General features: G+C 61.9%; 10 protein-coding genes and 1 tRNA gene (1 of these 11 running past the window's edge). 9 read left to right on the top strand and 2 right to left on the bottom strand.

Annotation, left to right across the window (positions count from 1 at the left end):
* The first annotated feature begins 37 nt into the window (after positions 1-37).
* The 8 genes from HMPREF3138_RS01175 (at position 38) to recD (ending at position 13,822) form a co-directional block, all read left to right on the top strand.
* On the top strand, positions 38-541 hold the full coding sequence (locus HMPREF3138_RS01175; protein WP_038878705.1) for a prepilin peptidase-dependent protein: 504 nt from the start codon (positions 38-40) through the stop codon (positions 539-541).
* Positions 535-1,113 carry a prepilin peptidase-dependent protein gene (locus HMPREF3138_RS01170; protein WP_038878708.1) on the top strand — a complete coding sequence of 193 codons (579 nt, stop codon included), beginning with the start codon at positions 535-537 and terminating at the stop codon, positions 1,111-1,113. Before HMPREF3138_RS01175 ends, HMPREF3138_RS01170 begins: the two co-directional genes overlap by 7 nt.
* A complete protein-coding gene (locus HMPREF3138_RS01165; protein ID WP_038878711.1) occupies positions 1,110-1,556 on the top strand; it encodes a YgdB family protein in 447 nt (148 codons plus the stop codon). The genes HMPREF3138_RS01170 and HMPREF3138_RS01165 overlap by 4 nt, the downstream gene beginning before the upstream one ends.
* A complete protein-coding gene (locus tag HMPREF3138_RS01160) occupies positions 1,546-1,902 on the top strand; it encodes a prepilin-type N-terminal cleavage/methylation domain-containing protein (protein ID WP_038878714.1) in 357 nt (118 codons plus the stop codon). Before HMPREF3138_RS01165 ends, HMPREF3138_RS01160 begins: the two co-directional genes overlap by 11 nt.
* Positions 1,903-1,934: 32 nt before the next feature.
* A complete protein-coding gene (gene recC, locus HMPREF3138_RS01155; RefSeq protein WP_070558748.1) occupies positions 1,935-5,306 on the top strand; it encodes an exodeoxyribonuclease V subunit gamma in 3,372 nt (1,123 codons plus the stop codon).
* A 232-nt stretch (positions 5,307-5,538) separates the two neighbouring features.
* Entirely contained in the window at positions 5,539-8,427 is a 2,889-nt protein-coding gene (gene ptrA / locus HMPREF3138_RS01150; protein WP_038878813.1) for a pitrilysin, read from the top strand.
* On the top strand, positions 8,424-11,975 hold the full coding sequence (recB, locus tag HMPREF3138_RS01145) for an exodeoxyribonuclease V subunit beta (protein ID WP_038878720.1): 3,552 nt from the start codon (positions 8,424-8,426) through the stop codon (positions 11,973-11,975). The genes ptrA and recB overlap by 4 nt, the downstream gene beginning before the upstream one ends.
* Positions 11,972-13,822 (top strand): exodeoxyribonuclease V subunit alpha, encoded by a 1,851-nt coding sequence (recD, locus tag HMPREF3138_RS01140; RefSeq protein ID WP_038878723.1) that lies wholly within the window; start codon positions 11,972-11,974, stop codon positions 13,820-13,822. Before recB ends, recD begins: the two co-directional genes overlap by 4 nt.
* A 37-nt stretch (positions 13,823-13,859) precedes the next feature.
* Here recD and argA read toward each other — a convergent pair whose 3' ends face one another.
* Complete coding sequence (gene argA / locus HMPREF3138_RS01135; protein WP_048234611.1) at positions 13,860-15,203, bottom strand: amino-acid N-acetyltransferase; 1,344 nt, start codon at positions 15,201-15,203, stop codon at positions 13,860-13,862.
* Between the two features lie 221 nt (positions 15,204-15,424).
* Here argA and amiC point away from each other — a divergent pair, with 221 nt between their 5' ends.
* Entirely contained in the window at positions 15,425-16,678 is a 1,254-nt protein-coding gene (amiC, locus tag HMPREF3138_RS01130) for an N-acetylmuramoyl-L-alanine amidase AmiC (protein WP_038878726.1), read from the top strand.
* Positions 16,679-16,768: 90 nt separating this feature from the next.
* Here the strand turns inward: amiC and HMPREF3138_RS01125 are convergent.
* Positions 16,769-16,810, bottom strand: a tRNA-OTHER gene (locus HMPREF3138_RS01125); it runs 47 nt beyond the window's last position.

The raw sequence follows: 16,810 nt of genomic DNA, 5'->3' as shown, positions 1-16,810 counted from the left end.
GGCTTTACCGCGTTGTTACGGCCCTTACACTGGCGGCATGAACGACAATACTCTCTCGAACATCGATGATCGCCAGCGTGGCATGACGTTGATTGAGCTGTTGGTGGCGATTCTGATCGCCGGCATGCTCACCGGCTGGGGCGTCGGGCAATGGCGCCATCATCAGCAAGCGTTGCGGCTGGAACACACGGCTCAACAGCTGCTGGCGTTTCTACTGCGCTTGCAGGCGGACGCCAACTGGCGTAACCGCACGACGTTACTGTGGTTCAAGAACGGCACGCCCTGGTGTCTGGGCGGTGGCGTGCCGCCGCCGGATTGCGCTTCCGCCGAAGGCTCTGTCTTCTCGCCGTCTTATCGCGACGTTGCGCTGAGCGGCTACACCGGCAAAGAGATTGGGTTTTACGGTTTGCGCAATACCGCGCAGGCGGGGCACATCCTTCTCAGCAACGACGCAGGCAGCCTGCGGCTGGTGCTGTCCGCCCGTGGGCGGCTGCGTTTGTGCAGCGAAGGGCAGCGGCTCAGGGGCATGGCGTTATGTTGACTCCAGAACGCGGTTTTACCTTGCCAGAGGTGATGTTGGCGTTGGTCTTCGGCAGCGTAATCGCGCTCGGCGCGGCGAAAACTTACCCGCTGTTGCGCCTGCAAAGCGTGGCCGTCGGCCAGCACTTTCGGCTGGAGTCAACGCTGCGGCAGTTGGCGTTCGGCATTGAGAAAGATCTGCGCCGCGCCGGTTTTTGCGCCGGGCAGTGCGCCGGCCGGCCGTTGTTTATCGGTCAGGCTGCGGGAGAAGCGGCGGGCAGCTGCGTTATCGTCGCATACGACATCGCTCGCAGCGGGCAATGGCTGACTTCGGGCGAGGATGCAGGCTATTTCGGTTACCGGCTGCGCAATGGCGGCTTGGAAGGGCAGCGCGGCGTGAGCCAATGTGATGGCGGTGGCTGGGAGCGGCTACTCGACCATGACGAAGTGCGCATTGAGCGGTTTCATGTGGCGATAGAGCGGGGCAATCACGGCGCGACCTTGGCTCGCCTGACGCTGGCGGGGCGCTCCGCCAGCGATGCGCGTATCGGGCGCAGCCTGAGCGGGAGCGTCGAAATGGCGGCGCTGCCATGAACCGGCAAACCCAGCAAGGCGGTAGCACCCTGGCGGCGGTGATGCTGTTGTTGGCGCTGGGGCTGATGTTGCTCAATGCTCAGCATCGGCAATTGGATAACGCTCTGCTACTGGCCTCCGATCAGCAGCGCTACCTTCAGGCTTACAATCAGGCCGCTTCGGCGCTGAGTTGGGGCATGAGCCAGCGCTGGCCACGCGCTGCGCTGAGTGCGGCGGCCTGGTCATGTAGGCAGCGCGCGGAGCTGACGGCCTGCGCTCGGCTGTCTGCCAGAGAGGGCGTTGTGACGGTACGCGGCCTTGGCGAGATGCGCGGCGGTGAACCGCTTTGGCTGTATCAATGGGGCACGTTTGACGGCGCAGAGGCGGCCGGCAGGGTACAACCACAGCCGGGCGGTCGGCTGGATTTTTGCCCCGAGAAAAGGCTGGCCGACTGTGGCGGTTAACGCTCGGGCTGGGCGGATATCCCGCAACGGCTTCAGTTTGCCGGAAGTGTTGGTGGCGGCCTTGCTGTTCTCGGTGTCGCTGATTGGCTTGTTACAGTATCATCAGGTGCTGTTGCAGTCGTTCCAGCGCCAGTGGCACTACCGGCAAGCCTGGGCGCTGGCGCATCAGCAGCTGGAGGCGTTTGCCGTCACCGGACGGCTCGAGGCTGAACCGCTGCCGGAAGGGTGGCGACGCGAGACGGTGCTTGATGATGCGGAGAGTAATTGCCGCCGATTGACGGTCAGGATCCAAACGCCGCAGCGGCAGTGGGCAACGCTGAGCCGCTGGTATTGCACCCGCTTTTAAGCCGGTATGTCTTTTGTTTTAAAGGAGCCTTCATGTTCACGGTTTATCATTCCAATCAGCTGGATTTGTTGAAAACGCTGACCAGCGCGCTGATAGCCAGAGATCCGTTGGCCGATCCTTTTCAACCGGAAGTGGTGCTGGTGCAAAGCCCCGGCATGGCGCAATGGCTGCAAATGCAGCTGGCGGAACAGTTCGGCATCGCCGCCAATGTCGCGTTTCCGCTGCCGGCGACCTTTATTTGGGACATGTTCACCCGGGTGTTGCCGGATATCCCGAAAGAGAGCGCCTTCAGCAAGGACGCCATGACCTGGAAGCTGATGTGGTTGCTGCCGGAGATGTTGACCCAGTCGGCGTTTGCGCCACTGCAGCACTATCTGACCGATGACGGCGACAAGCGCAAGATTCACCAGTTGGCCGGCCGGGTCGCCGACCTGTTCGACCAGTATTTGGTTTATCGCCCGCAGTGGTTGGAGAGCTGGCAGCGCGGTGAGCGTATCGACGGTCTGGCGGAGGCTCAGCAATGGCAGGCGCCGCTCTGGGGGCGGTTGGTGGAGTACACGCAAGAGCTGGGGCAGCCGGAATGGCACCGCGCCAATCTGTACAGCCGCTTTATCCACGCGCTGGAACAGGCAAAAACGTGCCCGCCCGGTTTGCCGCCGCGGGTGTTTATCTGCGGCATCTCGGCGCTGCCGCCGGTCTATTTGGAGGCGCTGCAGGCGCTGGGGCGGCATATCGATATCCACCTGATGTTCACCAACCCCTGTCGTTATTACTGGGGCGACATTCAGGATTATGCTTTCCTGGCTCGCTTGCAGAGCCGCAAGCGCCGTCACTACCACCAGGCTCGTGAGCAGGGGCTGTTTCGCGAGCCGGATGACGCGGCGCGCCTGTTTGACGCGGAAGGCCAGCAGCAGCTCAGCAACCCGCTGCTGGCTTCCTGGGGCAAGCTGGGGCGCGATCACCTCTATCTGCTGTCGCAGATGGAAGGGGTGCAAGAGGTCGACGCCTTTGTCGATATCCCGGCCGATACCATGCTGCACGCCGTTCAGCGCGATATGCTGGAGCTGGAAGACCATGCGGTAATCGGTATTACTGCGGAAACGCTGGAAAGTAGCTTCAGCAAACGTCCGCTTGATGAGAACGACCGCTCCCTCAGCCTGCATGCCTGCCACAGCCCGCAGCGGGAAGTGGAGGTTTTGCACGATCAACTGCTGAGCATGCTGGCGCAGGATCCGTCGTTGACGCCACGCGATATCATCGTGATGGTGGCGGATATCGACAGCTACACGCCTTATATTCAGGCGGTGTTCGGCAATGCCCCCGCCGAGCGCTACCTGCCGTTCGCCATTTCCGACCGTAAAGCGCGCCAGGCGCATCCGGCGCTGCAGGCGTTCATTTCACTGCTCGATCTGCCGCAAAGCCGCTTTACCTCGGAACAGGTACTGGCGCTGCTGGAGGTGCCGGCCCTGGCCGCCCGTTTCGCCATTGGCGAAGAGGGGCTGCGCCTGCTGCGTCATTGGGTCGGTGAATCCGGCGTGCGCTGGGGCCTGGACGACGATAACGTGCGCGAACTGGATCTGCCCGCCACCGGCCAGCATACCTGGCGCTTCGGCATTACGCGTATGCTGCTCGGCTACGCGATGGACAGCAATGCCGGCGATTGGCAGGGCATTTTACCTTACGACGAATCGAGCGGATTGGTCGCCGAGTTGGCGGGGCAGTTGGCGGATCTGCTGGCGCAGCTCAGCCACTGGCGGCAAATCTTGAGCGAAGCGCGCCCGCTCGAGGCGTGGCTGCCGCTGTGCCGGCAACTGCTGGATGCCTTCTTCGCTGCGGACAGCGACACCGAAGTCGTGCTGGCGCTGATCGAACAGCAATGGCAGCAGGCCATCAATTTTGGCCTGGCGGCGCGCTATCCCGATGCGGTGCCATTGACCATTCTGCGCGACGATCTGGCGGCGCGTCTCGATCAGGAGCGCATCAGCCAGCGCTTCCTCGCCGGGCAAATCAACTTCTGTACGCTGATGCCGATGCGTTCCATTCCGTTCAAGGTGGTGTGCCTGCTGGGCATGAATGACGGCGTGTATCCGCGCACGCTGCCGCCGCTGGGCTTCGATCTGATGGCGCAGCAGGTTAAACGCGGTGACCGTAGCCGTCGCGATGACGACCGCTATCTGTTCCTGGAAGCGATTTTGTCCGCTCAGCAGCGGCTGTATATCAGTTTCATCGGCCGTTCCATTCAGGACAATAGCCCGCGCTACCCTTCGGTGCTGGTCACCGAGCTGCTGGAGTACCTGGAGCAAAGCTATTGCCGGCCGGGAGATGAGGAACTCAGCGCAGACGACAGCGCCCGGCGGGTTGGTGAGCACTTGCTGAAGTGGCACGCGCGCATGCCGTTCGCCGCCGAGAATTTCTTGCCGGGCTCGGCGGAGCAAAGCTATGCCGCCGAGTGGTTGCCCGCCGCTGATGGTCGCGGTGCGGCGCATCCGGCGTTCAACCAGCCGCTGCCAGCCGAAGCGCTGCAGCAAATATCGTTGGATGAGCTGCTGCGATTTTACCGCCATCCGATTCGCGCGTTTTTCCAACTGCGGCTGGGCGTCAGTTTTATCCTGGAAGAGACCGAGCTGCCCGACGAAGAACCCTTCACGCTGGATAACCTCAGCCGCTACCAGTTCAACAGCCAGCTGCTGAATACGCTGATCGACGGCGACGATCCCGAACGGTTGTTCCAGCGGGTGCGCGCCGCCGGCGGCTTGCCTTATGGCGCCTTCGGCGAAATCTATTGGCAAAAGCAGCAGGAAGAGATGAGCGAACTGGCCGAGCAGGTGCGTGCGGAACGCGCAGGGAGCCATAGCCTGGAGCTGGATATCGATATTGCCGGCGTACGTCTCAGCGGCTGGCTGCATCAGGTGCAGGATGACGGCCTGCTGCGCTGGCGGCCCGCTACGCTGTCGGCGGTGGACGGCATATTGCTGTGGCTGGAGCACCTGGTGTACTGCTGCGCCGGCGGCACCGGCGAGAGCCGCATGTATGGCCGCAAGAATTCCGCCTGGCGCTTTGCCGCGCTGGCGCCAGAAGAGGCACAGGCGCAGCTGGCGGAACTGCTGGCGGGCTATCAGCGCGGCCTGTGTGAGCCGCTGCTGTTGCTGAACAAGAGCGGCTGGGCGTGGCTAAGTCAGTGCTATCTGCCGGAAACGCAGGAAATCGACTGGGAGGAAGAAGCGCAAATTAAGGCACGCGCCAAACTGCTGCAGGCCTGGCAGGGCGATCAGCGCATTCCCGGAGAAGGGGAAGATCCCTACGTGCAGCGAGTGTTCCGCCAATTGGATAATGAATACTTGGCGCAAATACTGGCCGAAACAGAGCGTTATCTGTTGCCGGTGGCGCGGCATAACCTGGGGTAACAATCCCCCGGTGGTGCTGTGCGGCGGGAGGTGGTAAAAATAACGAAGGTTATATTCAACCATTGGGGTAATTCCCGGTCTTACATAACGAACAGGCATATACCCGCCGTGTTTCGGGCCGCCACATTGGCGAAGAACCCGGCGAGTACCGATTTGGTTATGTGGTTTTGATGCACGTCGCCAACGTCAGGGAGTGGGCGTAGCGACGTCAGAATAGGGGTTTATTTTGGATATGCGCAGACAGTTGGCCCGTATCGCCGGGCTGGTATTATTGGCTATGTGTTGGGCACCGTTGAGTTGGGCCGCGCAAGGATGGCAACCGCTGGCGGAGAAGATCAACAAGAGCGAACACGATCCACGTCAGTATGAAGCGATCAAGTTGGCTAACGGCATGACGGTGTTGCTGGTGTCCGATGCCCGGGCACCGAAATCGCTGGCGGCGCTGGCATTGCCGGTTGGGTCACTCGAAGATCCGAACAGCCAACTGGGCTTGGCGCACTATCTGGAGCATATGGTACTGATGGGCTCCAAACGTTACCCAGAGCCGGAGAACCTGTCCGAATTCCTGAAAAAGCACGGCGGCAGCCACAACGCCAGCACGGCCTCTTATCGCACTGCCTTCTATCTGGAAGTGGAAAATGACGCGCTGGAGCATGCGGTCGATCGCATGGCCGACGCCATTGCCGAGCCGCTGCTGGATCCGGGCAATGCCGATCGCGAGCGCAACGCGGTGAACGCCGAATTGACGATGGCGCGTTCGCGCGACGGCATGCGTATGGCGCAGGTCGGCGCGGAAACCCTTAACCCGGCGCATCCGAGCGCGCGCTTCTCCGGCGGTAATCTCGATACGCTGAAAGACAAGCCGGACAGCAAATTGCACGATGAGCTGACCGGCTTCTATAAACGCTACTACTCCGCCAACCTGATGATGGGCGTTTTGTACGGCAATCAGCCGTTGCCGCAGCTGGCTGATATTGCGGCGAAAACCTTTGGCCGCGTGCCGAATCACGACGCCAGCGTGCCGCCGATCACCGTGCCGGCCGTGACGCCGGAACAGCAGGGCATCATCATTCACTATGTGCCGGCGCAGCCGCGCAAGCAGCTGAAGGTCGAGTTCCGCATCGATAACAACAGCGCCGCGTTTCGCAGCAAAACCGATACCTACATCAGCTACCTGATCGGCAACCGCAGCAAGAACACGCTGTCTGACTGGTTGCAGAAGCAGGGGCTGGCGGACGCCATCAATGCCGGCGCCGATCCGATGGTCGATCGCAACGGCGGCGTCTTCGCCATCAGCGTCTCCCTGACCGACAAAGGCCTGGCCCAGCGCGACGAAGTCGTCGCCGCCATTTTCAACTACCTGAAAATGCTGCGCAGCGAAGGCATCAAGCAGAGCTACTTCGATGAAATCTCGCATGTTCTGAACCTGGATTTCCGTTATCCGTCGATCACGCGCGACATGGACTACATCGAATGGCTGGTGGACACGATGCTGCGCGTGCCGGTTGAGCATGCGCTGGACGCGCCTTACCTGGCCGATCGTTATGATCCTAAGGCGATCGCCGAACGTCTGGATGCCATGACGCCGCAAAACGCGCGCATCTGGTTCGTCAGCCCGGATGAGCCGCACAACAAGACGGCCTATTTCGTCAACGCGCCTTACCAGGTCGACAAAATCACGCCGCAGCGCTTTACGCAGTGGCAGCAGCTGGGCAGCGGCATTTCCCTGTCGTTGCCGGCGCTCAACCCGTACATCCCGGATGACTTTACCCTGACCAAGCCGTCGCACGAGTTCAAAAAGCCGGAAATGGTGGTGGATAAACCTGGCCTGCGCGTGCTGTACATGCCGAGCCGTTACTTCGCCGACGAGCCGAAGGCCGACGTCACCGTCGCTTTCCGCAACGCCAAGACCATGGATTCCGCGCGTAACCAGGTGCTGTTCTCGCTGACGGATTATCTGGCCGGCCTCGCGCTGGATCAGCTGAGCTATCAGGCATCGGTCGGCGGACTGAGCTTCTCGACCTCGCCGAACAACGGCCTGATGTTTAACGCCAACGGTTTTACCCAGCGTTTGCCGCAGTTGCTGACGGCGCTGATCGAGGGCTATTCCAGCTTCACGCCGACGGAAGATCAGCTGGCGCAGGCCAAATCCTGGTATCTGGAACAGTTGGACGCCGCCGAGAAGGGCAAGGCGTTTGAGCTGGCCATTCAGCCGGTGCAGATGGTTTCCCGCGTGCCGTATTCCGAACGCCGCGAGCGCCGCGAAGTGCTGAAGACGCTGACGCTGAAAGACGTGCTGGCCTATCGCGAGAGCCTGCTGGCCGAGGCCACGCCAGAGCTGTTGGTGGTGGGCAACATGAGCAAGCAGCAGGTCGACACGCTGGCGTCGACGCTGAAGCATCGCCTGGGTTGTACCGGCATTGAATGGTGGCACGGCGAAGATGTGGTGGTGGACAAGAATCAGCTGGCCAACCTGCAACAGGTGGGCAGCAGCACCGACTCGGCGCTGGCGGCGGTCTATGTGCCGACCGGCTACGATGAAGTGACCGGCATGGCCTACAGCTCGCTGCTGGGGCAGATTATTCAGCCGTGGTTCTATAGCCAACTGCGCACTCAGGAGCAATTGGGGTATGCGGTCTTTGCCTTCCCGATGTCGGTGGGGCGCCAGTGGGGCGTGGGCTTCCTGTTGCAGAGCAACAGCAAGCAGCCGGCCTACCTGTACCAGCGCTATCAGGATTTCTACCCAAAAACCGAGAAGCGCTTGCGCGACATGAGCGAGGCGGACTTTGAGCAGTACAAACAGGCGCTCATCAATGAGCTGAAGCAGCGGCCGCAAACCCTGAGCGAAGAGGCCAGTCGGTTCGCCAACGATTTCGATCGCGGCAATTTTGCCTTCGATACCCGTCAGAAGCTGATGGCGCAGGTGCAACAGCTGACGCCGGCCAAACTGGCGGATTATTTCCACCAGGCGGTGATCCAGCCACAGGGGCTGGCGGTGCTGTCACAGGTGAGTGGCAGCGGGCAAGACAAGGCGGATTACGCGGCGCCTAAGGACTGGGTCACCTATCCGAACGCGTCTGCATTGCAGCAGATCCTGCCGCGCAAAGTGGCGACGCCATGACGGAAACTGCCCCGCAGAGGCTGGAGCCGCTGACGCTGCCGCTGTTCGGCGAACGCCTGATCGAGGCGTCGGCGGGCACCGGCAAAACCTTTACCATCGGCGCGCTGTATCTGCGTCTGCTGCTGGGGTTGGGCGGTGAAGCGGCGTTTCCTCGCCCGCTGACGGTAGAAGAAATCCTGGTGGTGACCTTTACCGAGGCCGCCACCGAGGAGCTGCGCGGGCGTATCCGCGACAATATTCACGGATTACGCATTGCCTGTGTACGGGGCGTCAGCGCCAACCCGCTGTTTTCGGCGCTAATGGCTGAAATTGACGATTTGACCGACGCCGCTTCGCAGCTGCTGGCGGCGGAGCGGCAGATGGACGAAGCGGCGATCTACACCATTCACGGCTTTTGCCAACGAATGCTGACGCACAACGCCTTCGAGTCCGGCATGCTGTTTGAACAAACGCTGGTGCAGGACGAGCTGCCGCTGCGGCGGCAGGCCTGTGCCGACTTCTGGCGTCGCCACTGCTATCCGTTGCCGCTGGGCGTGGCGCGTGCGGTCAGCCAGGAGTGGAGCGGCCCGGAAGCGTTGCTGGCCGATCTCTCCGGTTATCTGCACGGTGAAGCGCCGGCGCTGCGTCGGCCGCCGAAGGAGGAAGAAACCGTCCTGATGCGCCACGAGCAGATCGTCGCACGCATCGACGCCATCAAGGCGCAATGGCGGGCGGCGGCGGGCGAGCTGGAGGCGCTGATCGCCCAGTCAGGCGTCGATAAGCGCAGTTACAGCAGCAAGCACCTGCCGAACTGGCTGAACAAGGTCGGCGAATGGAGCGGGCAGGAGACTCAGGACTACCAGCTGCCGAAGGAACTGGATAAATTTCGCCAGTCGGTGCTGCTGGAGAAGACCAAGAAAGGCGAGCCGCCGCGGCATGCGCTGTTCACGGCGATAGATGAACTGTTCGATGAACCCTTGACGCTGCGCGACCTGATCATGGCGCGCGCGCTCAGCGAGATCCGCACTTCCATTCAGCAGGAAAAGCGCCAGCGCGCCGAGCTGGGGTTTGACGACCTGCTCAGCCGGCTGGACGGCGCCCTGCAAAGCGGCGGCGGCGAACAGCTGGCGCAGGCGATCCGTCAGCGCTACCCGGTGGCGATGATCGATGAATTCCAGGATACCGATCCGCAGCAATACCGTATTTTCCAAAAGCTTTACGTCGGCCGGCCCGATTGCGGCTTGCTGCTGATCGGCGATCCCAAGCAGGCGATTTACGCCTTTCGTGGCGCCGACATTTTTACCTACATGCGGGCGCGTTCAGAGGTGAGCGCCCACTATACGCTGGAGACTAACTGGCGCTCGTCGCCGTCGATGGTCGCCAGCGTTAATTACCTGTTTTCTCAGGTAGAAAAGCCTTTCCTGTTCGGCCAAATCCCCTTTATCGAGGTCAGCGCGGCAGAAAAGAACCAAGGGTTGGCGTTTGACCTGCACGGCAAGCCGCAACCGGCGATGCAGTTCTGGCTGCAGCAGGGGGAAGGCGCCGGTGTAAGTGATTACCAACAGTTGATGGCGCGCCTGTGCGCCACGCAAATTCGTGACTGGCTCAGCGCCGGGCAGCAGGGCCAGGCGTGGCTGCAGGGCGGCAAAGAGCCAAGGCCGGTACAAGCTTCCGATATCACGGTGCTGGTGCGCAGCCGCAATGAGGCTGCGTTGGTGCGCGATGCGCTGAGCGCGCTGTCCATTCCATCGGTGTATCTATCCAACCGCGACAGCGTGTTCGACACCCCGGAGGCCAAAGACCTGCTGTGGTTGTTGCAGGCGGTGTTGGCGCCGGAACAGGAGCGCACGCTGCGCAGCGCCATGGCCACCGGGCTGATGGGGCTGGACGCGCCGACGCTGGACGGCCTGAGCCGCGATGAGCGCGCCTGGGACGCGTTGGTTAATGAATTCGACGATTACCGCACGCTCTGGCTGCGCCGCGGCGTGTTGCCGATGCTGAGCGAGGTGATGAAAGCGCGCCAGCTGGCGGAGAACCTGCTGGCCAGCGCCGGCGGCGAGCGTCGCTTGACCGACGTGCTGCACCTGGGGGAGCTGTTGCAAGAGGCGGCGGCGCAGCTCGACAGCGAGCATGCGCTGGTTCGCTGGTTGGCGCAGCAGATTGCCCAGCCTAATCGCCAGTCCGACAATCAACAGCTGCGGCTGGAGAGCGACCGGCATCTGGTGCAGGTGATCACCATCCACAAGTCCAAGGGGCTGGAATTCGATCTGGTGTGGCTGCCGTTCGTCGGCAATTTCCGCCAGCAGCAACAGGCGCTGTATCACGATCGCCATAGCTTCCAGGCATTGCTGGATCTCGACGCCAATGAAGAGAGCCAGGCCTGGGCAGAGGAGGAGCGGTTGGCGGAAGACCTGCGTCTGCTGTACGTGGCGCTGACCCGCTCGGTGTATCACTGCAGCATCGGCATCGCGCCGTTGTTCCAGGGCACGCGCAAGAAACAGGGCGAGACCGATCTGCACCGCAGCGCATTGGGTTATCTGGTGCAGGGCGGGCAGGCCGGCGATGCGGCGTATCTGCAGGAGCGGCTGCAGCAATTGGCGGGCGGCGGCATTGCGCTGTCGCTGGTGGAACCGCCGGACGAGGCGCCCTGGCAGCCCCAGGCGGCGCTGGCCGAAGCGCTGGCGGCGAAAAACTTTACCCGGCGGATCCAGGATTTTTGGCGGGTGACCAGCTATACCGGTTTGCAACAGCACGGCGCGAGTCTGATGCAGGATCTGCTGCCGCGTCTGGATGTTGACGCCGCGGGCGAGCGCGGGGAAGAAAGTGAGCCAGCGCTCACACCGCATACCTTCCCGCGCGGCGCAACGCCCGGCACCTTCTTGCACAGCCTGTTCGAAACATTGGATTTCACTCAGCCGTTGGACGAACAGTGGCTGCTGGCACAGCTGCAACAGCACGGGTTCGCCGAACATTGGCAGCCGATTTTGCTGGCGTGGATGCGGGTATTGCTCAACACGCCGCTCGCCGACAGCGGTGTGACGCTGGCGGCGCTGACGCCGCAGCACAAGCAGGCCGAGCTGCAGTTCTATTTGCCGATCAACCGGTTGTTGCAGGCGAAGGAGCTAGATGCCCTGGTGAAGCGTTACGATCCGCTTTCCGCCCGCTGTCCGGCGCTGGATTTTCATCAGGTGCAGGGCATGCTGAAAGGCTTTATCGACCTGGTGTTCTGCTGGCAGGGCAAATACTACCTGCTGGACTACAAGTCCAACTGGCTGGGGGAAGACAGTAGCGCCTATACCCGGCCGGCGATGGAGCAGGCGATGGCGGAGCATCGTTACGATCTGCAATACCAGCTGTATACGCTGGCGCTGCATCGTTATCTGCGTCATCGGTTGCCGGATTACGATTATCGGCGCCATTTTGGCGGGGTGATTTATCTGTTCCTGCGCGGCGTGGATGCGGCGCACCCGGGCAACGGCATTTTCACCTGTCTCCCCGAGTTTGAGTTGGTGGAGGGGATGGATCGCTTGTTCAGCGGCGAAGCTGCGGCGACGGAGGAAGGATCATGATCGCACTGCTGGAGCAGGCGGTAGCGCTTGGCGTGCTGCGCCCGCTGGACGTGCAGTTCGCCCGCGTGGTGGCGAACGAAGACGAGCCCGATATTTTGCTGGCCGCCGCCTGCCTGAGCGCAGAGGCGGGGGCCGGTCACGTCTGTCTGATGCTGGAACAGCTGCAGGCGGACACGCTGTTTGAAGGGCGCCAGCCGGCGTTGGCGCTGGCGGTGTGGGAGGCGGCCGGGCGACCGGATAGCGCGCGTTGGCAGCAGCGTTTGGCGGCCAGCGCAGCGGTCGGGGACGGCAGTAGCGCTACGCCACTGGTGCTGCGCGGGCCGCGCCTGTATCTGCAGCGCATGTGGCAAAACGAAGGTGAAGTGGCGGCGTTTATCGGCGGTGAAGGCGAGTCGTTGGCGGTACCGGAGGCTGAGCTGCGCATTATTCTCGACCGCTTGTTCGGCGCGGCGAGTGACGAGCCCGATTGGCAGAAGATCGCCGCCGCAGTGGCCGCCACGCGGCGTATCGCGGTCATTTCCGGCGGGCCTGGCACCGGTAAAACCACCACCGTCGCCAAGCTGTTGGCGGCGCTGGTGCAGCTGGATGAAGGCGCGCGCTTGCGCATTCAGCTGGCGGCACCGACCGGCAAGGCGGCGGCGCGCCTGACGGAGTCGCTTGGCAGCGCCAGCCGTCAACTGGCGCTGACCCCGGCGCAGCAGGCGCTGTTCCCGACGGAGGCGGCGACGTTGCACCGTCTGTTGGGGGCGCAACCGAACAGTCAGCGCATGCGCTATCACCGTGGCAACCGACTGCATTTGGATGTGCTGGTGGTGGATGAGGCCTCGATGGTCGATCTGCCGATGATGGCACGCCTGATTGCCGCGTTGCCCGATCGGGCGCGGGTGATTTTCCTCGGCGACCGCGATCAGCTGGCCTCGGTGGAGGCCGGCGCGGTGCTGGGAGATATTTGCCGCTTTGCCGAGCAGGGATACAGCGACGCGCGTGCCGCAGAGCTGAGCCGCCTGACCGGCTGTTCGCTCGCAGGGCAGCAGGCCGATGCGGAAGCGGCGGTGCGCGACAGCCTGTGTCTGCTGCGCAAGAGCTACCGTTTCGATGCCCGTTCCGGTATCGGTCAGTTGGCGTTGGCGGTCAACGCCGGTGCGGGGGATCGCGCGCTGGCGGCATTAAACGGCAGTTTCGGCGATGTCACGGGCTATGCGCTGGCGACGAGCGAAGAGTATCAGGCGCTGTTGGATGCCTGCGTGGCGGGCTATCGCGACTATTTGCGGCTGACCGCCGAAGGCGCGGACGCGGCGGCGGTGCTGGCGGCCTTTGGCCGTTTTCAGGTGCTGTGCGCGCTGCGTGAAGGGCCGTTCGGCGTCGCCGGCTTGAATGATCGTATTGAGCTCGGGCTGCAGCGTGCCGGTCTGATCGACCGCAAACCGGGCGTGCTCGGCCGCTGGTACCGGGGCCGGCCGGTGATGATCGGCCGCAACGACAGCGCGCTGGGGCTGTTCAATGGGGATATCGGCATCACGCTGCCGGATGAGCACGGCGATCTGCGCGTGCATTTCCAACTGCCGGACGGCAGCATCAAGTCGGTGCAGCCGAGCCGTTTGCCGGCGCATGAAACCGCCTATGCCATGACGGTGCACAAATCTCAGGGATCGGAGTTTGACCATACGGTCCTGGTGTTGCCGAATCACTTCCTGCCGGTGCTGACGCGTGAGCTGGTCTATACCGCGATCACTCGCGCGCGTAAGCAGCTCTCGCTGTATGCCACGGAGGCGGTGTTGCTGCGGGCCATTCGCATGCCGACTCAGCGTCGCAGCGGATTGGCTGAACGGCTGCAGGCGACGGAATAAGCGTTGAAGGGGCGCGGCAACGGCCGCGCCGTGGGGATTACAGATCGGCCAGCAGGATTTTGGAACGACGCTGGTAGTTATACAGCGCCTGCTTTTGCATCGGCAGCACGTCGACTTCCGCCGGGGTGAATCCGCGCTCCTGGAACCAATGAATGCTGCGGGTGGTCAGCACGAACAGCTTCTTCAGCCCCATCTGCCGCGCCTGGTTTTCCACCCGCTGCAGCAGCATCTCGCCGCGCGAAGAACTGCGGTAATCGGGATGTACCGCGACACAGGCCATCTCACCGATTTTTTCCTCTAAGAACGGGTACAGCGCCGCGCAGGCGATGGTCAGGTTGTCGCGTTCGATAATGGTGAACTTGTCGATCTCCATCTCCAGCTGTTCACGCGAACGGCGCACCAGAATACCCTGCTGCTCGAGCGGCCGAATCAGCTCCAGGATGCCGCCGATGTCGTTGATCGTCGCCCGGCGCACCTGTTCGGCGCTCTCCATCACGATTTGGGTGCCGATGCCGTCGCGCGAGAACAGCTCCTGCACCAGCGCGCCGTCCTCCTGGTAGCTGATCAGGTGGCTGCGGCGTACGCCGCTGCGGCAGCCTTTTACCGCGCCGCGCAGGAAGCGCACGGTGCCGGAATGGTAGTCGCCGCCTTCCTCGAGCTCTTCAAGGCGCTTTTGCGCGTCGTTGGGGAACAGCTCGGAAAGGATGTTCCCCTCCGCGTCGGTCACGCCCTGCGAGGAGCAGAAACCGATCATTTTTTCCGCTTTCAGCTTGATCGCCAATTGGGTAGCTACTTCTTCCGAAGTCAGGTTGAAGCTCTCGCCGGTGACCGAAACCGCGACCGGGCCGATCAGCACGATGGCGTTGCTGTCGAGCTGGCGGTGGATCGCGTCTTCATCGATGCGGCGAATGCGGCCGCTGTGACAGTAGTCGATGCCGTCATCGACGCCCAGCGGCTGCGCGATGATGAAGTTGCCGCTGACCACGTTGATATGCGCACCTTGCAGCGGCGTGTTGTTGAGGCTCATCGACAGCCGGGCGGTGATATCGAGCTGCAACAAACCGGCGGCCTGCTTGACCAGCTCGAGCGTATGGGCGTCGGTCACGCGGGTGTGTTTGTGGTAGATCGGCTCATAGTTGTGCTGCGCCAGATTGGCGTCGATCTGCGGCCGTGCGCCGTAAACCACCACCAGGCGAATGCCCAGACTATGCAGCAGCCCGATATCGTTGACGATGTTGGAGAAATTCTCGTGTTCGATGGCTTCCCCACCGAGCATGATGACAAACGTCTTGCCGCGGTGGGCATTGATATAGGGGACTGAGTGACGGAATCCTTGCACCAGCTCTGTACTACGTTCCTTCACGACAAACCTCTTTTGCATATTTATACGGTATTTTTGTATTTTTATTCTTTTATTGCGCCGATGGCAAGCGGGAAATCGTCATGAAGAGTGCGCTAAGGGTGCTAAATGGTTAATAAATTGAAAAACCATAAAAAGATTTTCTGATGACAGGGCTGGAATGATTGGTTAAAGTTTTCGGCATCCCCATTTTATTGGTGTTTTTTTCATCTGTTGTAAACAGCTATTACTGCCGGAGCCGCATGCCAAACTCTAATCACAATCTGGGCCGCCGTCGTTTATTACAGGGCGTTGCCGCCAGCTGGTTGCTGAGTGTGAGTCGTACAGGCTTCGCCGCGTCATCGCACGTGATCGCCGTGCGCGTCTGGCCATCCTCCACCTATACCCGCGTCACGCTGGAATCCAACGTCGAGCTGAAATACAAGCAGTTTGCCCTGACCAATCCCGATCGCGTGGTGGTGGACATCGAAGGCGTTCACCTTAACAGCGTGCTGAAAGGCATCGCCGGGCAGGTACGTGCCGACGACCCTTATCTCAAGCAGGCGCGCGTCGGCCAGTTCGATCAGAATACCGTGCGGCTGGTGCTGGAGCTCAAGCAGAGCGTCAGCCCGCATATTTTCACGCTGGCGCCGGTGCCGGAGTATCGCAACCGCCTGGTAATGGATCTCTACCCGACCAAGGCCGGCAGCGGCGGCGAGGAGCATGATCCGCTACTGGCGTTACTGGAAGATTACAATAAGGGCGATCTGGAGCGCACGCTGCCGCCGGAGGCGCCGCAGGCCGGCAAGGCGGGGCGCGATCGGCCGATCGTTATCATGCTGGATCCCGGCCACGGTGGTGAAGATCCCGGCGCTATCGGCAAGTACAAGACGCGCGAGAAAGACATCGTATTGCAGATTGCCCGCAAGCTGAGCGCCATGATCAAGCGCGAGCCGAACATGAAGGTGTTCATGACGCGCAACGAAGACGTGTTTATCCCGCTCAAGGTGCGCGTCGCCAAGGCGCGCAAGCAGCGCGCGGATCTGTTCGTTTCGATTCACGCCGACGCCTTTACCAGCCGCGCAGCGCGCGGTTCATCGGTGTTCGCGCTGTCCACCAAGGGCGCCACCAGCTCGGCGGCCAAGTTCCTGGCGCAGACGCAGAATGCTTCGGACCAAATTGGCGGCGTCAGCAAGAGCGGCGACCGCTATCTCGACCACACCATGTTTGATCTGATCCAGACCGCGACCATCAACGACAGCCTGAAGTTCGGCAAGGAAGTGTTGAATCGGATGGGGAAAATCAACCGGTTGCACAAGAATCGCGTCGATCAGGCCGGTTTTGCGGTGTTGAAAGCGCCGGATATCCCGTCGATCCTGGTGGAAACGGCGTTTATCAGCAACATTGAGGAGGAGCGCAAGCTGCGCACCAGCCATTTCCAGCAGCAGGTGGCAGAGTCGATTCTGGCGGGCATCAAGGCTTATTTCGCCAACGGCGGCGCGCTGGCGAGCCGATAGAAGCCGGGCCGGGCGCGAGTCCGGCTATTTTTGCGGATTGCAGATACAAAAAAACACCCCTCAGGGTGCTTGTCTGTTGTCATCAAGAGTTGGTTGCGGAGGCCGGATTTGAACCGACGACCTTCGGGTTAT

Origin of the sequence: Serratia sp. HMSC15F11 (assembly GCF_001808215.1) — a bacterium.
GTDB classification, from domain to species: domain Bacteria; phylum Pseudomonadota; class Gammaproteobacteria; order Enterobacterales; family Enterobacteriaceae; genus Serratia; species Serratia nevei.
This window is presented reverse-complemented; position numbering and strand designations above follow the sequence as displayed.